Annotated in this window: 15 protein-coding genes; 8 read left to right on the forward strand and 7 right to left on the reverse strand. The window is 73.0% G+C overall.

What is annotated here, in order from left to right; genetic code table 11:
* Nucleotides 1–29: 29 nt before the first annotated feature.
* From OG937_03775 to OG937_03785, 3 genes are all read right to left on the reverse strand, one after another.
* Nucleotides 30–365, reverse strand: coding sequence for a hypothetical protein (locus OG937_03775; protein WUD70858.1), 336 nt, complete (start codon nucleotides 363–365; stop codon nucleotides 30–32).
* Nucleotides 362–3988, reverse strand: coding sequence for a S8 family serine peptidase (locus tag OG937_03780; protein ID WUD70859.1), 3627 nt, complete (start codon nucleotides 3986–3988; stop codon nucleotides 362–364). The genes OG937_03775 and OG937_03780 overlap by 4 nt, the downstream gene beginning before the upstream one ends.
* A 357-nt stretch (nucleotides 3989–4345) precedes the next feature.
* Entirely contained in the window at nucleotides 4346–5470 is a 1125-nt protein-coding gene (locus OG937_03785; protein ID WUD78621.1) for an MFS transporter, read from the reverse strand.
* 175 nt (nucleotides 5471–5645) lie between these two features.
* Here OG937_03785 and OG937_03790 point away from each other — a divergent pair, with 175 nt between their 5' ends.
* Nucleotides 5646–8177, forward strand: a complete 2532-nt coding sequence (locus tag OG937_03790) for an ADP-ribosylglycohydrolase family protein (GenBank protein WUD70860.1) — start codon at nucleotides 5646–5648, stop codon at nucleotides 8175–8177.
* Here the strand turns inward: OG937_03790 and OG937_03795 are convergent.
* The 3 genes from OG937_03795 to OG937_03805 form a co-directional block, all read right to left on the reverse strand.
* On the reverse strand, nucleotides 8143–8610 hold the full coding sequence (locus OG937_03795; GenBank protein ID WUD70861.1) for an SAM-dependent methyltransferase: 468 nt from the start codon (nucleotides 8608–8610) through the stop codon (nucleotides 8143–8145). The genes OG937_03790 and OG937_03795 overlap by 35 nt on opposite strands.
* 133 nt (nucleotides 8611–8743) lie before the next feature.
* A complete protein-coding gene (locus tag OG937_03800; protein WUD78622.1) occupies nucleotides 8744–10909 on the reverse strand; it encodes a DUF1080 domain-containing protein in 2166 nt (721 codons plus the stop codon).
* Nucleotides 10910–10956: 47 nt separating this feature from the next.
* The gene (locus tag OG937_03805; protein ID WUD70862.1) at nucleotides 10957–13437 is read right to left on the reverse strand and encodes a ThuA domain-containing protein; all 2481 of its coding nucleotides are present in this window, start codon (nucleotides 13435–13437) and stop codon (nucleotides 10957–10959) included.
* Nucleotides 13438–13638: 201 nt separating this feature from the next.
* On the opposite strand from OG937_03805, the gene OG937_03810 reads away from it, so the two are divergent.
* The 3 genes from OG937_03810 (at nucleotide 13639) to OG937_03820 (ending at nucleotide 16851) form a co-directional block, all read left to right on the forward strand.
* Entirely contained in the window at nucleotides 13639–14679 is a 1041-nt protein-coding gene (locus tag OG937_03810) for a multicopper oxidase domain-containing protein (GenBank protein WUD78623.1), read from the forward strand.
* 392 nt (nucleotides 14680–15071) lie between these two features.
* Nucleotides 15072–15920, forward strand: coding sequence for a GNAT family N-acetyltransferase (locus OG937_03815; protein WUD70863.1), 849 nt, complete (start codon nucleotides 15072–15074; stop codon nucleotides 15918–15920).
* A 121-nt stretch (nucleotides 15921–16041) separates the two neighbouring features.
* A complete protein-coding gene (locus tag OG937_03820; GenBank protein WUD70864.1) occupies nucleotides 16042–16851 on the forward strand; it encodes an SDR family oxidoreductase in 810 nt (269 codons plus the stop codon).
* 37 nt (nucleotides 16852–16888) lie between these two features.
* Here the strand turns inward: OG937_03820 and OG937_03825 are convergent, their stop codons facing one another.
* Nucleotides 16889–17365 carry a MarR family transcriptional regulator gene (locus OG937_03825; GenBank protein ID WUD70865.1) on the reverse strand — a complete coding sequence of 159 codons (477 nt, stop codon included), beginning with the start codon at nucleotides 17363–17365 and terminating at the stop codon, nucleotides 16889–16891.
* A 104-nt stretch (nucleotides 17366–17469) separates the two neighbouring features.
* On the opposite strand from OG937_03825, the gene OG937_03830 reads away from it, so the two are divergent.
* The 4 genes from OG937_03830 to OG937_03845 all read left to right on the forward strand — a co-directional run bounded on the left by OG937_03830 (nucleotide 17470) and on the right by OG937_03845 (nucleotide 22608).
* Nucleotides 17470–18519: an LLM class flavin-dependent oxidoreductase gene (locus tag OG937_03830; GenBank protein ID WUD70866.1), complete on the forward strand. Its 1050-nt coding sequence runs from the start codon at nucleotides 17470–17472 to the stop codon at nucleotides 18517–18519.
* Nucleotides 18512–19543, forward strand: coding sequence for an LLM class flavin-dependent oxidoreductase (locus tag OG937_03835; GenBank protein ID WUD70867.1), 1032 nt, complete (start codon nucleotides 18512–18514; stop codon nucleotides 19541–19543). The genes OG937_03830 and OG937_03835 overlap by 8 nt, the downstream gene beginning before the upstream one ends.
* 65 nt (nucleotides 19544–19608) lie before the next feature.
* Nucleotides 19609–20295: an NAD(P)-binding domain-containing protein gene (locus OG937_03840; GenBank protein ID WUD70868.1), complete on the forward strand. Its 687-nt coding sequence runs from the start codon at nucleotides 19609–19611 to the stop codon at nucleotides 20293–20295.
* A gap of 87 nt (nucleotides 20296–20382) precedes the next feature.
* Nucleotides 20383–22608, forward strand: a complete 2226-nt coding sequence (locus OG937_03845) for a HEAT repeat domain-containing protein (protein ID WUD70869.1) — start codon at nucleotides 20383–20385, stop codon at nucleotides 22606–22608.
* The last annotated feature ends 1 nt before the right edge of the window (nucleotide 22609 follow it).

Raw genomic sequence — 22609 nt, forward strand, 5'->3', positions numbered from 1 at the left:
CAAAGGTCATGCCTCCCTCGTGGGGCACCTCAGCGGTGACGGCCGCCCCTGCGGGGGTCGCCGGTCCTGCTGCGCACCACGGGAAGGGTCACGGCGTACGCGCCGAGGGCGGAGGGGGTAACGACGGCGGCGATCCACGTGGTGCGCAGGCGTATGTCGCTCCAGGACAGGGCCCTTCCCCAACCGTGGGGCAGCCCCAACAGCATGGCGGCCAGCAGCGCGCCGATGATGCCGCCGTGGTGGCTCCCGGTGAGGCCGAGGCCGATGACGAGCAGCGCCGCGACGGCCGCGACGGCCCCCCACGCGGCGGGGCCCGGCGGGGCCGGTGCCGCGGCGTGTGCGCGGCACCGGCCCCCGGGCGTCACTTCAGGCCGAAGGCCCGGATGACGGTCTGCGCGACCGATCCCTCGGCGCGTGCCGTGGCGCTGGTGCGCAGCGACACGAACGCGGCCGAGGAGGGGGCGTGCAGGGTGGCCCGCCAGGATCCCTGACGGAGCTTCAGGTCCTGGCGGTGCCAGGACGCTCCGTCGTCGTAGGAGACCTCGAGCCGGACCGAGGACACCGCGTCCTTCGCGGACGTGCCGAGCACCGAGGGGATGAGGGAGACCTCCTGTGTGCGGCGTGCTCTGCCCGCGGCGTCGAGTTCCGTGCCGTAGTCGAGTTGGACCAGCGGCACGATCCCGGACTGCGCCTTGCCCGAGACGAAGTCCCACTGCGTGTGGGTCTTCGACGAGTACGGGCTCTGCGCCGGATCACCCGCGGTGTCGACGACGAGGCGGTACGGCAACGACTCGGCCGGCAGGTCGAAGGCGTTGACGTAGGCGCTGTCGGTCGTCAGCAGCGTGGTGCCGCCCTGGAGCAGTGAGGTGCGGGCGGTCATCGTCTCGGTTCCCGCGGAGCCCGTGTGCGGGGCGCCCGAGTCGCTCCAGCCCGGGACGACCAGCGAGAGGGAGGTGTCGTCCCGCACCTGGGAGTCGCCGTCGGACATGCGCGGCCGCAGGACCGGTCCGAGCCACCGCTCCTGCTGGACGCTGTCCGGCCGGTAGGACGTGGGACTGTTCGTCGCGCCCACCCAGCCGCTGACCGACGCGGTCTGCTGCCATGTGGCGTCCTCGCCCGCGGTCACCCAGTCGGTACGCCGTCCGGGAGCCATGGGCTCGAGTCCGAAGGAGTACCCCGTGGCCCACTCGTACGCCGGGTAGTCCGTCCTGCGCTCCAAGGCCTGCTTGTCCTGCGGCTGGGCGAAGTCGACGTCGACGCGCGCCAGGCGGTCCGGGTCAGCGCGGTAGGCCACGTCCGAGGGCACGGCGCCCGCATGGTATTTGACCAGGTCGTACAGGTACGAGGGGGACGGATGGGCCGCCACCCGGAGTCCGACCCGGTGCTCGCGCGCCGAGGCGATCCTCGCGATCAGTGCCTCGCCCTCGTCCTTGGTCACCGACACCACGGGCACGTCCGAGACGGTGGTGTAGTCCGGCGAGCCGTACCAGGCGGCCAGCCGCCCCACCCCGTCGTTGACCACGAGCAGCGCTCTCGCGCCCGCCGCCTTCGCGGCCGACACCTGCGCCGAGGGCTCGACCTCGGCGCTGTGGCGGACCACGGCGACCCTGCCGCGGGCTCGCACCTTGGCGAACTCCTCCGGTGAACCGGCGCCGGCGAACACCGCGTCCGGCGTCGACGTGCCGTCGGGCAGGTCGGCGCTCCCCTCCTGGGCGAGCGCGTCGTCGATCCTGCCGCCGTCGTAGGACAGGTCGAGCGGTGTCTGCTGGGCCCGCAGGCGGGTGGCGAACACGAAGCTGCCGTGCCGTACCTTGGCGCCGGTCGGCTGGGCCCAGACGCTGTCGTAGCCCGGGCCGACGATCACGTTCTCCCTGACCGCGCCGTAGTCACCGGGGCTGGGTTCGGTGGAGGTGAAGGAGCGGAAGAAGTCCAGCCGGGTGTTCACCAGCGTGGTGGGCTTCGGTGTGACGGCCCGCACCTGGTGCGCCTTGGAGGCGTCCAGGACGACCTGCCGGTCCGCGGTCAGGTCCACCTCAGGGGCGCTCAGCAGGGCGATGCCCCGGGAACTGGGGCCGTGGGTGCCCACGACGTCCGCGTACGACACCACCGTGTAGGTGTCGGCGGGCAGACGCAGGGTCAGCTCCCCGCTCGCGGGGATCTCGTAGGCGGTGGTGGACCTGCTGAGGGCGCCCTTGAGGTGGATCCAGCCGCTCATCGGCTCGCCCGCGCGGTCCTTCATGGTGATCGAGAGGTCGTACCGCTCCGGCTCGAGACCGACGCCGGCGACCGTGTGGGCGACCGCCGCACCGGTGGCGTCGCGGGCGACGACCTGGGCGGTGTGGTCGCCCCGTGCGAGGCCGGACGGGTCGGCGCCGACCTCCACCGCGGTGCTGCCGTGGGCCGGCACGGTGACCTGGTCGGCGGAGAGGGAGAACACGCCGTCGTCGGGGGCGCCCGCCTCCACCGCGAGGCGCAACGTCAGCGGCTCGTCCCCGGAGTTGGTGTACGTGATCTCCTGCGTGACGGGGCCGGTGCCGCCGTTCGGCCACCGGAGGAAGCGGAAGACCGAACCGGTCGCCGTCACCCGGGCACGGACCGCGGCCGCGACGTCGACACGTCCCGAACCGCCCTGGTACGCGGTCAGGTACGGCGTCGCCTTGCTGGTGCTCATCAGGGCGTCCTTCAACCGGCTGCCCGGCCAGTCGGGATGCCGCTGCGCCAGCAGGACGGCGGCGCCCGCGACGTGCGGGGAGGCCATCGAGGTCCCGCTCATCGTGGTGTAGGGGCCCTCTCCCCCACTCGCGTACTGCGACCGGGCGGCCAGGACGTCCACGCCCGGGGCCGTCAGGTCGGGCTTGACGCCCTCGTCGCCGACGCGCGGTCCGACGCTGGAGAAGAACGCGAGGTCGTCGGAGGGGCCGACCGCGCCCACCGTCAGCGCGGCGTCGGCGGCGGCCGGGGAACCGATGGTGTACGGCGTGGACCCCCGGCCGCTGTTGCCGGCGGCGACGACGAACAGCGTGCCCGTCTCGGCGCTCAGAGCGTTCAGGCTCCGGCTCATCAGGTCCGTTCCGTCGCTGGGCTCGGCGCTGCCCAGGCTCATGTTGACGACCCTGGCGTGCTCCGTGCGCGCGGCCCACTCCATGCCGCCGATGACCCAGGACTCCTGTCCCTCGCCGCGGTTGCCGAGCACCTTGCCGACCACCAGGTCGGCGCCGGGAGCCACACCCTTCTCCTTGCCGTCCGACGCCGCGCCGGTGCCGGCGACGGTGGAGGCGACGTGGGTCCCGTGGCCGCTGCCGTCCGGCACGTCCTGGTCGGGAACGAAACTGCGGGTGCTGACGATCCGGTCCTTCAGGTCCGGGTGCCCGGTGTCGGCGCCGGTGTCCAGCACCGCGACCTTGACGCCGGAGCCGGTGTCCCCCGACTCCCAGACCTGCGGCGCGCCGATCTGGGCCGTGGTGTCGGCGAGCGTCGCCTTCGTCCTGCCGTCCAGCCAGATCTTGTCGATGCCGCCGGTGAACGACGGGGCCGCGCCGGCCCGGCGGGACCCGCTGGTGTCCTGCCCGGAGGGGCCGGTGCCGCCCGCGGTGAGCGCGGCCCAGGCGTCGGCCGCTTCCGACCGGTCGGCCGCGATGGCGGCGCCGCCGACGGAGGGCAGGTCGCGGCGGGACTGCGCACCGCGCAGGGCGGTGCCGCCGCGGCGGAGGGCGGCGTGGTTCCCGCCGGTGATGATCAGGGGCAGCCGCGGCGCGTGCGCGTCGTCGTAGCCCTGCGCGATCAGCCCGGTGACGTTGAAGAGGCGCTTGTCGAGGCGGTCCGCTGCCACGTACGCGAGCGCGTCGTCCGGGTAGACGTAGGTGTCGCCCGCCTCGGTGACGATGCGCACCGAACCAGCGGCCCCGGGACGGCGCTCGACGCTCAGCGAGTCCCGCCCGCCGCCGGTCCCCGGGGTGACGACGACCTTGTCCCCGGTGATGAGGGTCACGGTCTTCACCTGACCCCCGCCGTGGGCCGGCGGCCCTTCCGGCGGTGCGGCGGACACGGCCGCCCCCGCCGACGCGGGGCTCAGGAGAGTGACGAGTACGGCGGTGGCGGTGCCCAGAGCCGCCAAGCCCGTTCTTCGGGCCGTGGTGAACAGCACTGTTCCTCCTTGCGTTTTCCTGGGCGAATACGATCACATCCCTGAGATTTCGAACAGATCTTGACAGCCTCGAACAGAGAGGCAGCGCATGTCAGTTGAGGCGCCGTGTCGTGGAGCGGCGCTCGGGGCGAAGCGCGGTGTCAGGTGCCGGTGCGGGGCGGGGTACCGGTGCCGCACACGCGCTGCGCGGCCTGCGTCACGTCACTGCGTACGCAGCGGCCGGCGCAGCAGGAAGACGCCGACGGCGGCGGACACCACGATCACGTACAGCGCGAAGACCACGCCCGCGTCCCGCAGTCCGAGCGCGAGGCTGAGCGCGCCGACCCCGACCACCGGTACGGAGATGCCGACGTAGGCGGCGACGAAGAAGGCCGAGATCGTCGCGCCGCGGTGCTCGTCGGGGGCCACCGCGCTCACGCCGGTCAGGCCCGCGCGGAACGACATCCCCTGCCCGAGGCCGCCGACCAGGGCCCCCACCACCAGTACCGGTAGGGACTCCACCACCAGCGAGGCCGCGACCACGGCCATGCCGGCCGTGAGCGCCAGGCATCCGGCCGGCAGCGCGCGCCGTACGCCCAGACGGCCCATCAGCATCTGCCCGGCGGTGGACGCGCAGAACACGGAGAAGACGACCAGGCCGTCGACGGCCAGGTTGTGCTCCCCCAGCGTCATGGCGAGGAAGCTCGGCGCCACCGCCGTGAACAGGCCGAGCATGGAGAAACCGGCGAACGCCGCCAGCCCGGCGGGGACGAACGCCGCCCGCGTCGGTGGCGGGACGACCATGCCCTGAGGGCGCAGCGGGGGACGCGGGCTGCGCACCGCCACCGTCTCGGGCAGGGCACGCGCGACGGCGTAGGCCGCCAGCAGCAGGACGATGTGCACCAGGAAGGGCAGCCGGAGGGGCCACGGCGCGTACTGCGCCAGGACCCCCGACAGCAGCGGCCCGCAGCCGAGGCCGCCCATGTTGGCGGCGGTGGCCGCGAGTCCCGCGCGTGCGCGCCGGTCCGGGGGCGCCAGTTCGAGCACCGCGGCCGTCGCGGCGCCGCTGAGCAGACCGGCCGAGAACCCCGACAGCAGCCGCCCCGCGAACAGCAGCGGCAGGCCGCTCTCGAAGAGGAAGCACACCGCGCTCAGCAGCGACAGGCCCAGCGCGGCGAACAGCACCGGGCGCCGGCCGAGGACGTCCGAGAAGTCCCCGGCGACCAGCAACGCGGCGATCACTCCGATCGCGTAGACCGCGAAGACCACCGTGACGACCAGTTCGGAGAAGCCGATCTGTTCCCGGTAGAGCCCGTACAGCGGTGTCGGCAGCGTGGTGCCCGCCATGCCGACCGCGAACACGCCCGACGCCGCGACGTACGCGCTCCGCGCGCGGCGCTCCCCGGTGGCTTGCTTGATCACGCTTCCACGCTAGCTGACGACCCGTCGGATCGGACGCTCCTGCACGCCCCCACGGCGTCGCCTTGAGGACGCGGAGGCCGACGTGCCAGGCTGACCCGCCATGACCCGCACACCCAGCCCCCGCCTCGACGCCCGGGGCATCGACCGCGCGGCCGGGGTGCTGCTCGGGGCGGCCGTCGGTGACGCGCTGGGGGTGCCGTACGAGTTCAAGGCGACCCTGCGCGAGGACCAGCAGCCGGGCATGATCGGCGGCGGTCTCGGGCCGTACCGGCCCGGGGAGTACTCCGACGACACCCAGATGCAAGTGTGCGTCGCCCAGGTCGCGGCGACCGGGGCGGACCTGCGCAGCCCCGAGGCCCTGGACGCGATCGCCGCGGGCTTCCGGCACTGGTTGGACGGCGGGGCCAGCGACGTCGGAGCCCAGACCCGTTCCGTGCTGGGCGCAGCCGAACGGCTGCCCCGAAGCCCGGCGGAGGCGCTGCGGGAGGCCGCCCGCCGGTACGCCGCCGGGCACCGGCTCACCGCGGGGAACGGCTCGCTGATGCGCACCGGGATCGTGGCGCTCGCGCACCTCGGGGACGCCGCCGCGATGGCCGAGGCCGCCACCGCGGTCAGCGCGCTCACCCACCCGGACCCCGAGTGCGCAGACGCCTGCGTCCTGTGGTGCTCCGGCATCCGCACCGCCGTGCTGCACGGCACCTTCGACGGTGTGCGGGCCGGGCTCGACCTCCTCCCGGCCGTACGGCGGGACACGTGGGCAAAGCGGCTGGACGAGGCGGAAGCCGCGCCGCCCGGGCACTTCGCCGACAACGGCTGGGTCGTCCGGGCGCTCCAGGCGGCCTGGTCGGCGATCACCCGCACCCCCGTACCCGAACTCGACCCCGGAAAGGGCCGTTTCCCCGCGGGACACCTGCGGGCGGCGCTGGCGGCGGCGGTACGGGCCGGCCACGACACCGACACCGTCGCGCCGATCGCCGGCGCTCTGCTCGGCGCGCGCTGGGGCTGCTCCGGCATCCCCCTGGACTGGCAGCGGGCCGTCCACGGCTGGCCCGGCCTGAGGGGGCCCGACCTGGTGCGGCTCACGGTCCTCACCGCCCGGGACGGGGCCGACGACGATGACGGCTGGCCCTCGGCACCGCGCATGCCGCTGCCGTCCCACTCCCCCACCGGCCTCGCCGTCGCCCACCCGCACGACCCCGGTGTGGTGCTGGGCGACCTGGCCCAGGGCGCCGAGCCGGTCCCGGTCGACGCCGTGGTGTCGCTGTGCCGCACGGGAACGGCGCCCGTGCTGCCCGGCGCCGACGTGGAGCACATACGGGTGTGGCTGCGGGACCGCCCGGGAGACAACGCCAACCTCGCCTTTGTGCTGGACCAGGCCGCCCGGCAGGTGCTGCGGCTGCGCCGCGCGGGCAAGAAGGTCCTGCTCCACTCGTCGGCCGGGCAGAGCCGGACCGCCGCCGTCGCCGCGGTCTACAGCCATCTCGCCGGCGGCACGCCCGGCGGGTCGTACACGATGCCGGCCCACCCCGAACTGCGCGACGCCGTACGGGCACTGACCGCGGCACCCGCCCCGGCCGCCGCATACGACACGGACGCCCCCGCGACGGCCGTACAGGCGGCGCGCGTCGCCTCCCCGGAGGAGGACGCCGCCGCCGGCATCGACACCACCGACCCCGAGGAGCAGCCGGAGCACGACAGCGAGCGGCCGCCGCTGCCGGGGTACGCACCGTCCCGTGTGCGCGGGCTGCTGCTCGGCCTGGCCCTGGGCGACACGCTGGACTCCGCCCAAGGCACACTGCCGGACCGCGGCCCGCTGAGGGCCGGCGTCGGCACCCAACTGGCCTGCTTCACCGTCGAGGGCATCATCCGCGCACGGACCGGAGCCCGGCACGGCACCGGTCATCTCCCGTCGGCGGTGAAGCGCGCCCACGGCCGACGGGCCGCCCTCCAGGGGGCAGGCGGCCACCAGCCCGACGGCTGGCTCGCGCGCGTCCCCGCACTGGCCGCACCGCGCGTCAAGGAGCCGGACTTCCTCGCCGCCGTCCTCCCCGCCGTCCTCCCCGTCGCCGTCACCGGCGCCACGCACGGCCCGGCCCAAGCGGCCACCTGGGCACGCGAGATCGCCGCCCACTCCGCGGCGGCCCACGCGACCGTGCTGCTCCACCACTGCCTGACCGGCACCGCGGAGGCCCAGGAACCCCTGTTCGCCGAGCAGTCGCAACTCCACATCGCCCTGCGAGCCGGCCTGGACGCCCTCGGAGACTCCGGTGATCCCGGCCACCTCCACACGGCATACCGGCAGGCCACCGAGAACCCGGCCGACCCGCGACGGCTCGCCGCCCTCGCCCCGGACGCGACCGCTCCCTCAGCGCTGCGCGGCGCCCTCTACTGCGCCGCTTCCTTCCCCCACCGGCACCAGATCGCCGACGCACTGCACTTCGCCGCCGCCGCCGCGCCGGACGGCGCGTCCGTCGCCGCCGTCACCGGCGCCCTCCTCGGCGCCGCCCACGGCGTACGGGCCCTGCCGGCCGGTCCGCTCAGCCGCCATGAACTCGCCTGGGTCCTGGACACCCTCGCCCACGACCTCGTCGCGCCGTCTACGGCTGGAAGTACTCCGACATCAGGTCGCTGACCCATTCCGGCTGCCTGACGTCCACCGCACGGAACTCCACCATCGTCGGCTTCAGGTCGATGACCGGGGTGCCCGAGACCGCGTCGAGGCCCACCACCGTCAGTTCGCGGCCGTGGACCGATTCGATGGCGCAGCACGTCACCCCGATGCGGTTCGGCCTGCGGGGGCCGCGGCCGGCGAAGACACCGACGGGCGGGAGGTCGGCGCGGCCGCGGTAGGGGCGGGGTTCGCGGTGGTCGTCGCTCTCCGGGAACCGGTCGAAGACGAAGAGGACCTCCACGTGGGAGAAGCCCTCCAGACCCTGCAGGCACGCCTCGCCGAAGCGCTCGTCGATGGTGATCGTGCTGCGGACGGCACCCCAGTTGTCCGTGTGCTGGACGTCAGTCCGGTCGTTCCGGACCGTTCCTATCGGTGTGACCTCGAAGCTCGGCATGGCACGGTTCTATCGCTCGGGGCGGTGTCGTGCCCAGATGAGGACCGGTCCCGGGACCGGGTACCGGGTGACGCGGTGGGCCCTCCCCGCGGATGCGGGGAGGGCCCGGTAAGCGGCGGTCAGGGATGCCGGATCACAGCTGCTTGATGCGGATGTCCCGGTAGGAGATCACGTCCGTCGTGCTGTGGACCTGGAGGCCGATGTAGCCGGTGGCGTAGCGCCGGCCGTCGGTGCCCGGGTCCCCGGCGCGGGGCGGGGTGAAGACCTGGCCGCCGACGTTGTCGAACTCGTTGATGACGACGCCGTTGCGCAGGACCGTGAAGTGCTGGCCCTCGGCGCGGATCTCGTAGTCGTTCCAGGTGCCCTTCGGGGTCACGCCGGCGCCGCCGAGGCCCACGCGGTCGAAGCCGTAAACGGAGCCGGTCTTGTACATGTCGCCGTCGGGGCGGTCGAGGATCTGGATCTCGTGCCCGTAGTTGATGGCGACCCACTCGGGGCGGGGCTCCTCGGGGTGGTCGTGGACGTCCGGGAAGCGGATGAAGACACCGCCGTTGGCGTTGCCGGTGCCCGGGGCGTCGTCGCGGAACTGGAGCTTGAGCGAGAAGTCGCCGTACTTCCGCTCCGGGAACCACAGCATGCCCATGCCGGGGACGGTCGTGCTGCTGGTGATGGCGCCGTCGCCGGAGAGGGTGAAGCGGCCGCCGCCGACCTGCTCCCACTTCGCCAGGGAGGCCTCGGTGCCGTCGAACAGGTCGCGGTAGCCCTGCGTCTGACCGGGCTTGCCGATCTTCGACTGCTTGGCGGCCTTGGTGATCTTGTTGAACTCGCGCTGGTCGATGACGTTGTCGGCGAGCAGCCGGTCGAGCACGCCGTCGACGTGCTTGAGGAACAGGGCGTGCGAGGACCAGTCCTTCTCGTCCTCGATCAGCTCGTTGATGGTGCAGCGGCTGCGGGTGAGCCGGTTGGGCACACCCGAGTCCACGGTGCCGACGATGACGGTCAGCCGCTCGTCGTACTCGGGGCAGTTGGGCGCCGGGACGCCGCCGCCCTGCGCGATGGTGAAGGTCACCTCGCGCGCCGTGGCCGTGTTGCCCGCCTTGTCCGTGGCGCGGTAGGCGAGCGTGTGGGAGCCGATCCGGTCGACGATGACGGGGGCGGAGTACACGAGGTACGGGCCGCCGTCGAGGGAGTACTCGATCCGGTCCACCCCGGAGCCCGCGTCGGTGGCGGTGACGGTGACCTTGGCGCTGGTGATGTACGCGCCGCCCGAGTTCTTGGTGCCGCTCACGGTCGCCGAGGTCTCCGGCGCGGTGGTGTCCTGGGTGGGCGGCGCCACGACGGTGAACGCGACGGACTTCTCGGCCGACGCGTTGCCCGCCTTGTCGGCGGCGCGGTAGCGGACGGTGTGCGAGCCGACCTGGTGCACCATCACCGGCGCGGTGTACGGCTGCCAGGCGCCGGCGGCCCCGACCGCGTACTCGATCGTGTTGACGCCCGACCCGGTGTCGGAGGCGGTGACGGTGACCGTGGCCATCGTCAGGTAGTTGCCGTCGGCGTCCTTCTCGCCGCTCACGGTCGCCGAGGTCTCCGGCGCGGTGGTGTCGTCGGTCGGCGGCGCGACCACGTCGAAGGCGACGGACTTCTCGGCCGCGACGTTGCCCGCCTGGTCGGTGGCGCGGTAGCGGACGGCGTGGGCGCCGACCTGGTCGACGACCAGCGGCGCGGTGTACGGCTGCCAGGGGCCGTCCTGGCCGAGCGCGTACTCCACCGTCCTCACACCGGATCCGTCGTCGGTCGCGCTGACGGTGACCGTGGCGGAGCCGACGTACGCGCCGTCGGCGTTCTTCTGACCCGTGACCTCGGCCGCCGTGGTGGGCGCGGTGGTGTCCTCGCCGCCGGGCTCGGTCACCGTGAGGATGCCCTGCATCTGGCCGTGGCCGGGGATGCTGCAGAAGAAGCGGTAGCGCCCGGGCGTGAGGGTGACGTCGACGGTGTGCCGGCCGCCGGTGTCGTCATTGGGGTTGGCGAGGATGTTGACCGGGACGTCGTGGTTGTACTCGGGGTCCGACACGTCGAAGGTGAGCGTGTGCGGCATGCCGATGTCGTTGCCGGTCGCCGCGCTGTTCTCGAAGACGAGCGTCGTCGGCCCGGCCACCGCCGTGGTCGGGAAGCTCGCGTACTGGTCGGTGCGCGAGCTCGCCGTCCAGGTGAGCACCTGGGCGGCGGCCGTGGTCCCGCCGGCCGCCGCACGGTCGTCGGTGCGCCCGTACGCGACGGTGGAGGTGAGCCCCAGCACCATCAGCAGCGCGCCCAGCAGGGCCGCCAGCGGGCGTAGAGGTCGGTGTCTCACTGTGCCGCCTTCCTGGCCAGGTCCGCGGCGGCGGGGGTCGCCTCGCCGCCCTTGTACGTCACGCGCCACAGCGCGGACTGGGAGTCGGAGGTGAAGAAGCCGCGCCCGTAGTCGAGGACGTAGAGCGAGCCGTCCGGGGCGAACTTCCAGTCCATGAGGTTGCGGATGCCGCCCTGGCCGACCGGGATGATCTTCTTCAGCGACTCGGCGGTGACGGGCAGCCCGCCCTTGCCGACGGTCTTGGGGTCGGTCAGCACCGCGTGGCGCGGGTTGTCCGCGTCGTAGAAGTCACCGACGAACCACTTGCCGTCCCAGTACTGCGGCCACGCGCCGGCGCCCGCGGTCGTGGCGTCGTAGCGGTAGACCGGGCCGTCCATGGTGGCCTGGCCGCCGCCCTTGAGCCACGGCAGGAGGTAGGTGGCCTCCTCGTTCTTGTAGCTGGGGACCCCATTCGCGTCCCGGGGGAAGTCGGGGGCGCCGCCCTGCGGGGAGTACCAGATGGTGTTGCCGGTGACGGGCGGGAGGTTCACCAGGCCGTCGTTGTTCGGCGACTCGTTCTTGGGGGCGTCGCAGTCGTACCAGCCCAGCGGCTTGCCCGGGTCCGGCAGGTTGCGGTCCCGGTAGGGCTGCTTGTTGCCCATGCAGAACGGCCAGCCGTGGTTGCCCGCCTTGGTGATCGCGGCGAACGTGTCGTACTTCGCCGGTCCCCAGGTCGTGCTCGGGGCGCCCGCGTCGGGGCCGACCCAGCCCGCGTAGAGGACGTCGGTCTTCTTGTCGACGGAGATCCGCGCCGGGTTGCGCACGCCCATGACGTAGATCTCGCCGCGGGTCTTGCCGCCGCCCTCGTCCTGCTCCTCGCCGGTGAAGAGGTTGCCCTCGGGCAGGGTGTAGGTGCCGTCCGGCTCCGGGTGGATGCGCAGGATCTTGCCGTTGAGGTTGTTGGTGTTGCCGGCGGTGCGGCGGGCGTCGGCGAAGGACAGGCCCTTGAAGTTGGGCTGCGGGTTGTTGCCGGAGTAACCGTCGCTGAACCCGGACGAGTTGTTGTCGCCGGTGGCGATGTACAGGTTGCCCTTGGAGTCCCAGGCCATCCCGCCGCCGGCGTGGCAGCAGCTGTGTACCTGGACGGGCCACTTGAGCAGGACCTTCTCGGAGGCGAGGTCCAGCTTGTCGGTGGCGAGGTCCAGCGTGAAGCGGGAGACGCGCCGCTCCGCGACGTGCTTGTCGCGGTCGAGGCCGGAGTGCGGGGTGTAGTGGAGGTACACCCAGCCGTTGGTCTCGAAGGCGGGGTCGAGCTCGATGCCGAGCAGCCCTTCCTCGACCTTGGTGAGTTCGTCGCCGCCGCCCTTGTTGCCGAAGACGGTCAGGGCGCCCGCGAGGGTCACCTTCTTCGTCGCCGGGTCGTAGACGTGGACCTGGCCGAGGCCCTTGCCCATGTCGGGGCTGTTCCAGTCGGTCACCACCGGGGCGCCGTTGGCGCCGCCGCCGCGGCCGATGTACAGCACCCGTCCGTCGGGGGCGACGACCATGCCGTGCGGTTCGCCGATCTGGTCCTGCTGTCCGGGCTGGTTGGGCTGGGTGACCTTCACCGCGCTGTAGTTGGCGTCGATCGTCGCCTTGCAGTCGGCGCGTGAGAGCCGGGTGGTCCACTGCAGGGCGCCGCGCAGGTGGTCGCGGAAGTCGGTCTCGGCGAACGACTCCGCCGTACCGCCCATCCCGGTGTAGAAGGACCGGCCGCCGTCGTAGTCACGGCACCAGGAGACGGGGTGGTCGACGCCGTTGGCGCCGGTTCCCGGCTTGTAGCTGCTCTCCCTGACCTTGGCGACGGTGTGCACCTTGCCGGTCGGGTTGCCCGCCCAGTTGAGCCACTTGTCGGGCCGCTTCCACTCCAGCGGCAGGTCCTTCGTGGCCGGATTGATCCGGTCGGGGATCTCGACGACGGCGCGCTGGACGGCGGCCGGGTTGGTGGCCGCGGGCCGGGCGCCGATCAGGCCGGCGAACCAGTCGGAGTACGGTTCGGTTCGCGCCGCGTCGTGGATGCCGAGGAAGCCGCCGCCGGCCTCCATGTAGGCCTCCAGGCCGGCCTCCTGCTCGGGGTCGAGCACGTCGCCGCCCCCGGTCAGGAAGACGACCGCGTTGAAGGTGCCCAGGCGCTTGGCGTTGGTGAAGACCGAGGCGTCGTCCGTGGCGACGGTCTTGTAGCGCTGGGCCGCGGGCCCGGACAGGCCGATCGCCTCGATCGCCTCGATGCCCGAGTCGACGGTCGGGGACTCCTCGGTGGCCGAGGCGTGGAACACCAGGACCTTGACGTTTTTGCCGCCCGGTGGGGACGGCAAGGATAACGTTGTCGGCGCCGGCTCCGGATACGGTCTGGCCGAGGCGGTGGCACCGCCCAGCAGGGATGCCGCCAAGGTCCCGGTCACCAGGACCGCGGCCGCGCCTCGCCGGGATCTCGACCGGTGATGTGGTGCGCTCTGCATCGTTCACCCACCCTCGTAGGTCACAGCAACAGCGCCTGAAGCTAGACGGCTTTTGACGGTCCGCCAATAGCTATGGACGGAATCTCACCAACTTTGTCCTGAGTGTGGATAAACGGAGATCACTGGTCTACCGTGTGGCCGTCCCCGGGGACCCTCGCGCCCCGACCGTCTCCTCACGGCACTGGAGAGACCGGTATGGCTTTGGACAGAAGGAGTTTCAACCGGCGACTGCTGGCCGGTGGCGTGGTCGCCGCCACCGGCACGGCCTCGCTGGCGGTGGCCTCCGTCCCCACGGCTTCCTCCGCGGAGCCCGCACCGCCCACCGCACCGGCCGGCGGCCAGGTGCGCCACCTCAAGCTCTACGCCGAGACGTTGCCGAACGGCCAGATGGGGTACGGCCTGGAGAAGGGCAGGGCCACCGTGCCCGGCCCGCTGATCGAGCTGGTCGAGGGCGACACCCTGCACATCGAGTTCGAGAACGCCTCGGACGTGGACGCCAGCCTCCACGTCCACGGCATGGACTACGACATCGCCAACGACGGCACCCGGATGACCCGCAGCCACGTCGAGCCGGGCGGCACGCGGACGTACACCTGGCGCACCCACGCTCCGGGCCGGCGCAAGGACGGCACGTGGCGGCCGGGCAGCGCGGGCTACTGGCACTACCACGACCACGTCGTGGGCACCGACCACGGAACCGGCGGGATCCGCAAGGGGCTCTACGGGCCGGTCGTCGTGCGCAGGAAGGGCGACATCCTGCCGGACAAGCAGTTCACGATCGTCTTCAACGACATGACGATCAACAACAGGTCCGGCGCCGACACCCCGAACTTCGAGGCGACGGTGGGCGATCGTGTCGAGATCGTCATGATCACGCACGGCGAGTATTACCACACGTTCCACATGCACGGTCACCGCTGGGCCGACAACAGGACGGGACTGCTGACCGGACCCGACGACCCCAGCCGGGTGATCGACAACAAGATCACCGGGCCGGCGGACTCCTTCGGCTTCCAGATCATCGCGGGCGAACACGTCGGCGCCGGCGCGTGGATGTACCACTGCCACGTCCAGAGCCACTCCGACATGGGGATGGCCGGTCTTTTCCTGGTCGCCAAGCCCGACGGCACGATCCCGGGCTACGAACCGCACCACCCGGACCACCCCGAGGGCGCGGCGAAGTCCGGGAAGAACGGCGCGAAGGCGTCGTCCGGCGGGGAACACGCGCACCACATGGGGTGACGCTCGTCCCGCCGCACTGAGGCCGGTTCCCGGGGGTTCGGGAGAGACGTGCGAGGAGGGCGCGGCACGTCCGCTGCAACTCCTCGTCGTTCTCGACGCTTGCGAACCGGCCGCTGCGGCGCGTGCGGGTCAGCTCCTCGAGGCCAGCATGGTCCGCAGGCGCGGCAGCGCACGGGCGGTCGGCGGTCCGATCCGGGCGAGCACGCCGGCCGCCTCGTGGTGTTGGCGACTGTCGAGGAATTCGTCCGGCAGGGGCACCACGGTGGCACGGGCGCCGTGACGGGAATCCCGTGCGTCATTTTGTCGATATATGATCCGCGCGACCCCTCCCCGTCAGGGGTCGTGTTCCGGCCCGCGAGCGACGTGCACCAGACGAGAGAGCCAGGCCTCCCATGAACGCAGTGGTCCCCCCGACGATCGCGGAGCGGTCCGAGGCCGAGGCGATGTACCGGTTCGAGACGGAGGCGCCCGGGTCCGTACGGGCCGCGCTCGGGATGAACGCCGCGCGGATCGGTGGCGGTGTCGTGCTGTCGATGCGCAACGACCCCACCCACTACTGGAGCAAGGCCCTCGGGTTCGGCGTCACCACCCCGGTCACGGCGGAGGTGATCCACGAGGTGTGCGACTTCTACCGCTCGGAGGGGACCGCGCAGGCCGTCCTCCAGATCGCGCCCGCGTTCCTGCCCGAGGACTGGGACGACATCCGCGGCCGCGAGGGCATCACCGCGGGATCGTCCTGGGTGAAGCTCGTCTGCCCGGTCGATGAGGCCGTGGCGCGCGCCGAAGCGCTGGAACCGCCCGCCGCCGGGATCCGGGTGGCCCCGCTGGAGCCGGAGCACGCCCAGGAGTGGGGTGCGGTGGTGACCCGTGCGTTCGGCATGCCCGAGGAGCACTACGCGCACATGACCGCCGCCTCGGCGAGCCGGCCCGGGTGGCATCCGTTCGCGGCCTGGCTGGACGGGGAGATCGTCGGCACGGGCACGATGCACGTCCACGGTGACGCGGCCCAGATGTTCGCCGGTGCGGTGCTGCCGCACGCCCGCAAGCGCGGCGGACAGACCGCCCTGCTCGCCGCACGGGCCAGGAGGGCACGGGAGCTCGGCTGCGGTGTGCTGGTCGCCGAGACCGGCGCCGAGGCACCGGGCACCCACAACTCCTCGCTGCACAACATGCTCCGGCTCGGCTTCCAGGTGGCGTACGAGCGCCGCAACTGGGTCTGGCGGTCGTCGCCCGAGGCGTGAGGTCCCGTGGGCGGCCGCGACGCGTCCGCCGCCCGTGCGGCGGAGCGCGGCCCGGGCCGCGACGATGGGTGGACCGGGTCCGCGCGACGGGACGGGTCCGGTCCGCCCCCGGAAGGTGCCCATGACCCGCGACCAGGCAGACCCCACCCACGCCGCACTGATCACCGGCGCGTCCTCGGGGATCGGGCGTTGCTACGCCGAGCAGCTGGCCCGGCGCGGCTATGCGCCGATCCTCGTCGCCCGCCGCGCGGACCGGCTGGCCGCGCTCGCCGAGTCCGTCCGGCGGGAGACCGGTCTCGAGGCGACCGTGCTCGCCGCCGACCTGGCCGACCCCGGCGGCCTCGCCCGTGTGGAGCGGGCCGTCCTCGACCACGACGGCCTCGCCGTGGTCGTCAACGCGGCCGGCCTCGGAGCCCTCGGACCGCTGCGCGAGGCCGCGCCCGCGGACCTGGACCGTCTCGTCGCGGTGAACGTGCTCGCGCTGACCCGGCTGTCCCGGGCGGCGCTGCTCGCCTTCGACCGGCACGGCTCGGGCACGCTGATCAACGTGTCATCGATCGGCGCGTTCCACGCCCCGCCCGGTGGCACCGCCTACGCCGCCAGCAAGGCCTACGACCTGCACTTCTCGCGGGCCCTGCAACGCGAGGTCGAGGGCAGCGGCATCCGCGTGCAGGTCGTGCTGCCGGGTCCCGTGCGCACCGAGTTCTTCGAGGCCTCCGGTGTGGACTCCGCCCTGTTCCCGCAGGAGTCGTTCGTCGACGCCGACGACTTCGTTCGCGCCGCACTGGTCGGCCTGGACCTCGGCGAACTCGTCTGCATCCCCACCCTCCCCGACATGGCGGCCTGGGAGGACGAGGCAGCGCGGGGGCAGGGCCTGCGGAATGCCGCGGGTCTGCGCGGCGTCATCAGCGACCGTTACGCCCGGCCCTGACCGGCCCCTGACTGGCCCCCGACCGGCCCCGGCGGCCTCAGGAAGGCCCGGAAGCGGCGTCCAGTCGGGCGCGCAGGGCCTGGGCGATCTCACCCGCGGCGGCCATCTGCTCCGCCGTGAGGGAGTCGACGAACATCTCCCGGACGGCGCCGAGGTGCGGCAGCGTGGCCCACCGGAAGGCCTGGGCCCCCTCGTCGGTGAGGAGCACCTCGGCGCCCCGGTTGTCGGTGGTGCACTCCACACGCCGGATCAGCCCGCGCCGCTCCATGCGTCCGAGGTGGTGCGACAGGCGGCTGCGTTCCCAGCCGATCGCCGCCGCGAGCTCGGAGGAGCGCAGGCGGTGGCCCTCCGCCTCGCGCAGCGCGAGCAGGACGCCGTAGTCCCCGGGGGACAGCCCCGAGTCGCCCTGCAGGCGCGACGCCAGGTGGGAGCGGAGCCGCTCCGTCGTCTCGATGAAGTCACGCCAGATCCCGAGTTCTTCCGTGGTGGGCAGAGGCCCGTGTCCGCGTCCCATGACCGCCCCTCTATTTGACACGTCAATCATATCGATGCATGCTTGACGCGTCAATCACTTGGCCGCCGGACGTGGAACCGTTCCGGAGGCGGGAGGAGGGGACCATGACGCCCACTGCCTTCGAACTGGGTCTGAACTCGTTCGGAGAGATCGCGACGGACGACGGCCGCGTGCTCGGCGACGCCGAGACCGTCCGGCTGCTCGTCGAGGAGGCCGCGCTCGCCGACGCCGCGGGACTCGACGTCTTCAGCGTCGGCGAGCACTACCGGGCCGGGCACATGGACACCGCCACCCCCGTCCTGCTCTCCGCGATGGCCACCGCCACCGAGCGAATCAAGCTCGGCACCTCGGTGACCGTGCTCAGCACCAACGACCCCGTGCGGCTCTACCACGCGTTCTCCACCCTGGACGCGGTGTCGGACGGCCGCGCCCAACTCGTCCTCGGCCGGGCCTCGGTCACCGAGTCCTTCGCCCTGTTCGGCCACGACATGGCCGACTACGACCGGCTCTTCGACGAGAAGCTCGAACTGTTCATGCGCCTGCAGCAGGAGGAGACGGTCACCTGGTCCGGCACCGTCCGGTCCCCGCTGACCGACCAGCACCTGCGCCCGCGCATGCGCAAGGGCGGCATCCCCACCTGGATCGGCGTGGGCGGCAGCCCCAACTCCACGATCCGTGCCGCCCGGTACGGCCTGCCGCTGATGCTGGCGATCATCGGGGGCCGCCCGCAGCGCTTCGCCGGTCACGTCGACCTCTACCAGCGGGCGCTCCAGCAGTACGGGCACCCCGCCCAGCCCATCGGGCAGCACTCCCTGGGCCTGGTCGCCGACACCGACGAGGAGGCGATCGAGACCTGGTGGCGGTACTGGGAGCCGGTCGTGGCCGCGATCTCCGAGGAGCGTGGCTTCTACAAGCCCAGCTACGAGCGCTACCGGGCGGAACTCGTCGACGGCGCGCTGTTCGTCGGCTCCCCCGAGACGGTCGCCCGCAAGATCGCCCGGGTCGCCCGCGACCTCCACCTGGACCGCTTCGACCTCAAGTACGACATCATGCACCTGCCCCGCCAGGCCCGCGCCCGCACCATCGAGCTCCTGGGCCGGGAAGTGGCCCCGATGGTGCGTGAACTGCTCACGAAGGAACCCTCTGATGTCTGACCTCGAATTCGGCCTCGACACGTTCGGCGACGTGCCGGTGGACGACACCGGTGCCCCCGTCTCCCACGCCGCGGCGATCCGGCAGGTACTCGACGAGGCCGTCCTGGCGGACCAGATCGGCGTCGACGTCATCGCGCTCGGCGAGCACCACCGCCCCGAGTACTCCGTGTCGACCCCCGAGACCGTGCTCGCCGGCATCGCCACGCGCACCGAGCGGATCAGGCTCGCCTCCGGCGTGACCGTGCTCAGCTCCGACGACCCCGTCCGGGTCTTCCAGCGCTTCGCGACCGTCGACGCCCTCTCGCGGGGGCGGGCCGAGGTGATCCTGGGCCGCGGCTCCTTCACCGAGTCCTTCCCGCTGTTCGGGTACGACCTCAGCGACTACGACGTGCTCTTCGAGGAGAAGATCGAGCTCTTCGCGAAGCTCCTCGACGAGAAGCCGGTGACCTGGAGCGGCACCACGCGGGCGCCGCTGAAGGACGCCGACGTCTTCCCCAAGACCGAGTCCGGCCGGCTGAAGACCTGGGTCGGCGTGGGCGGCTCGCCCCAGTCCGTCGTCCGCACCGCGCGCTACGGCCTCCCGCTCATGCTCGCCATCATCGGCGGCTCCCCCACGCGCTTCGCGCCCTACATCGACCTGTACCGCCGCGCCGCCGACCAGTTCGGGACGACCGCCCACCCGGTGGGGATGCACTCCCCCGGTTTCGTCGCGGACACCGACGAGGAGGCCCGGGAGGGGTTCTGGCCGGGCTACAAGGTGATGCGCGACCGCATCGGCAAGCTGCGCGGCTGGGCCCCCGTCCGCCGCGAGGAGTACGACGCGGAGATCGAGCACGGCTCCCTCTACATCGGGTCGCCCGACACGGTCGCCCGCAAGATCGCCCAGGCCGTCGGCGACCTCGGCGTCGGCCGGTTCGACCTGATCTACACCGTGGGCCCCCAGCCGGTCGGCGCCCGCATGCGTGCCGTCGAGCTCTTCGGCACGAAGGTGATCCCCATGGTCCGCGACATCCTCGCGGACTGACGCCGACACCGACACCGACGCCGACGCGGACGCCGGAACGGAACCGAAGGAACGGAGACCACAAGATGAACACCGAGGGCGTGCGCACGATCGGCATCCTGGGCGCGGGCAAGGTCGGGACCGTGCTGGCCCGGCTGGCCCTGGCCGCGGGCCACCGCGTGCTGATCGCGGGCTCGGGCGACCCCGCCGCCATCGCGCTCACGGTGGAGGTCCTCACCCCGGGCGCGGTCGCGGTCACCGCCGCCGAGGCCGCGGCCCGGGCCGACCTCGCGGTCCTCGCCCTCCCCCTGGGCAAGTACCGCACCGTCCCGGCCGAGGCGCTGCGCGGCAAGCTCGTGATCGACGCGATGAACTACTGGTGGGAGGTCGACGGCATACGCGACGACCTCACCGATCCGCGTACGTCCTCGAGCGAGACCGTCCAGGCGTTCCTGCCGGATTCTCGGGTGGTGAAGGCGTTCAACCACATGGGCTACCACGACCTGGAGGACGGGGCCCGGCCCGCCAAGACGCCCGGCCGCAAGGCGATCGCCATCGCCGGCGACGACCCCGACGACCTCGCCGAGGTCGCCGGCCTGGTGGACGCGCTCGGCTTTGAGCCCGTCGTGGCCGGCCCCCTCGCCGAGGGCGTCCGCCTGGAACCGGGCACCGAGCCCTTCGGCGCCAACGTCGACAGCGGCGAACTGCGGGCCATGCTCGGCCGCTTCCCGGAGACCGAGCGCGGGCGCAGCGTCGCCGCGGCGCGCGCGTAGACGGCCGGGGACCTGCGGGCCCGGACGGGAGGCGATGACCTCCCGCCCGGGCACTGCGTTGTCGTACCCCCGTGACACGATCCGCGTATGGATCTCGACACCGTGTTCGCCGAACTGGACCGCGTCGCCTGGGCGGAGCTGCACCATGCCTACGGTCCCGCCGGTGATGTCCCCGCCCTGCTGCGGGCGTTGACCTCCCCGGATCAGGAGACGGCGGAGGAGGCCGAGCAGGAGCTGTGGGGCAGCCTCGTGCACCAGGGCACGGTGTACCGGGCGACGGTCGCGGCCGTGCCTTTCCTGGCGCGTCTCGCGGTGGCGGGGGTGCGCCGCGGGGAGCTGCTGGGCATGGTGGGCGCCATCGCCGAGAGCACGGACGAGCACGATCCGCAGCGGCCGGGCGCCGCGCGTGCGGCGGTCGTCGCGCAACTTCCGCTGCTGCTGCCCCTGTTGTCGGACGCCGACCCCGAGGTGCGGCAGTGCGCGGCCTGGGCGGTCGCCCAGTGCGGGCCGGAGGCCGGGCCGGACGCGCGGGTGGAATTGCGGCGGCGTTGGGAGACGGAGACCGATCCGACGGTGCGGGCGGACGTGCTGACCGCGTGTGCCGCCGTCGACCGGGGCGCGGCGCAGGAGCTGTGTGCGGCCGCGCTGCGGGCGACGGAGTCCCCTCAGGAGCGGGTGGCGGCTCTGCTGGCGATCGTGGACACCGGTCAGCCGTGGGGCGGCGACGCGGCCGCCGCCGTCGCGGAGTTGTCGCCGCTGGAGCCGCACACCGTGGGCGGCCAGTGGGAACGGGAAGCGCTGGAGTCCCTGGTCATCGGACTGCACGGGCGGGGCGACGTCGAGGCGGCGATCGACGTCGCCGTCTCGGCGCTCGACCGCGCGGTCGAGGCCGTACGCGCCGGTGCCGACCCCAAGGAGTCCGCCGCGGAGGCGACCTGGGCGGCGGAGTGCCTCGCGCTGCGTTCCCGTACCGCCCCGGCACGGCTGCTGCCCGCGATGCTGCCGCTGCTCGACCACCCGGACACCGCGGGCGCCGTCATCGACGCGATACGCGACTGGTCCGTACCCGCGCCCCAGGCCGTGGCCCCGCTGGTCCGGCACGCCGAAGGGGCTGGCGAGCACGCCGACCGGGCCCTGGCCGCCCTGGTGTGGCTGGGTGCCCCCGAGGCGGCGAACCTCCTCGCCCGGCACTTCGAGGACCGGCCACGGGCCCTCGAAGCGGCCTTCCGCCGCACCACGCTGAAGCCTCCGGCCCCGCTACCGTGCACCTCGGCGCTGCTCGACGCCGTCCGGGCCCGGCTCGCGGCCCGGACCGCCGGCGCCGCGACGTCCGGCCCACGGCAGTCACCGGTGGCGGGCGGCCTCGCCACCGTCAACGAGCCGGTCCACCTCGCGGGTCTCCTGGTGGGTTGGGGACCGTCGGCTCGCGCCGCACTGCCCGAACTGGTCGACGCCCTCCCGCATCACCCGTTCGCGGTCAGCAGGGCGCTCGCCGCCGTCGCCGACGCCGGGCGCGACCCGGACGTGATCGCCGCGCTGCGTGCCCGCACCGGGACCGGATCCCCGTCGGACCGTCAGGCGGCAGCCGCCGCGCTCCACTCCTTGACCGGCGACGCCGCCGCCCTGCTCGCCGTGCTGGAGCCGGCCCTCGACGAGCCGAACGGCAGACGCGACCATTGCGTCGGTGCCGTCGCGTCGCTCGGCGAACAAGCGCGTCCGCTGCTGCCCCGTCTCCGGACGCTGCTGGCCGAACCGGTGGAGAACCGTTCCACGGTCCCCTCGGTCGAGGCGGCGCTGACGGCGGCCACCGTGACCTGGGAACTGACGGGTGATCAGGAGGCCGTGCTGCCCGTCGTCCTGGAGGGCCTGAGCTGGACCGAGCAGCCCTGGGGCGACCGGGTCGCCGAGCGGGCAGCAGAGGTCGCCGCCCTCGTCGGGCCCGCCACGCGGCCGGCCGAGCCACGCTTGGTGGCGATGCTCGACCGCCCGGACACGGCCGCGGCCGCCGTGAGTGCGCTGGCGGCCCTGTACCCCGGCAGCGACCGCCCGGCCGGCGTCCCGCTCACGGAACTCGTCGACCGTGTCCTCCCCTCGCTCGAGCCGGGCGCGTATCTCAACTCCGCGCTCGCCGCGCTGAAGACCCTGGCCGCCCTCGGCCCCACCGCGTTCACGCCCGCCCAGCTCGACCGGATACGCCGGCTCGCCGACGGGGAGCACCGCATCGTGGGATCCGGCGTTCAGATCGACATCATCCGCAACGACGAGGAGTTCCGCGCCGCCGCCCGCACCGTCCTGGCAGGCCTGACGCCCTGAA

The organism is Streptomyces sp. NBC_00510 (assembly GCA_036013505.1).
Classification (GTDB): Bacteria; Actinomycetota; Actinomycetes; order Streptomycetales; family Streptomycetaceae; genus Actinacidiphila.

Coding starts and splice junctions, on each gene's coding strand:
- OG937_03840 (WUD70868.1), top strand. CDS start 19,609: ATGAACACCGAGGGCGTGCGCACGATCGGCATCCTGGGCGCGGGCAAG.
- OG937_03790 (WUD70860.1), top strand. CDS start 5,646: ATGACCCGCACACCCAGCCCCCGCCTCGACGCCCGGGGCATCGACCGC.
- OG937_03820 (WUD70864.1), top strand. CDS start 16,042: ATGACCCGCGACCAGGCAGACCCCACCCACGCCGCACTGATCACCGGC.
- OG937_03825 (WUD70865.1), bottom strand. CDS start 17,365: ATGGGACGCGGACACGGGCCTCTGCCCACCACGGAAGAACTCGGGATC.
- OG937_03785 (WUD78621.1), bottom strand. CDS start 5,470: ATGGCGGGCACCACGCTGCCGACACCGCTGTACGGGCTCTACCGGGAA.
- OG937_03795 (WUD70861.1), bottom strand. CDS start 8,610: ATGCCGAGCTTCGAGGTCACACCGATAGGAACGGTCCGGAACGACCGG.
- OG937_03845 (WUD70869.1), top strand. CDS start 20,383: ATGGATCTCGACACCGTGTTCGCCGAACTGGACCGCGTCGCCTGGGCG.
- OG937_03835 (WUD70867.1), top strand. CDS start 18,512: ATGTCTGACCTCGAATTCGGCCTCGACACGTTCGGCGACGTGCCGGTG.
- OG937_03830 (WUD70866.1), top strand. CDS start 17,470: ATGACGCCCACTGCCTTCGAACTGGGTCTGAACTCGTTCGGAGAGATC.
- OG937_03805 (WUD70862.1), bottom strand. CDS start 13,437: ATGCAGAGCGCACCACATCACCGGTCGAGATCCCGGCGAGGCGCGGCC.
- OG937_03815 (WUD70863.1), top strand. CDS start 15,072: ATGAACGCAGTGGTCCCCCCGACGATCGCGGAGCGGTCCGAGGCCGAG.
- OG937_03800 (WUD78622.1), bottom strand. CDS start 10,909: ATGGTGCTGGGGCTCACCTCCACCGTCGCGTACGGGCGCACCGACGAC.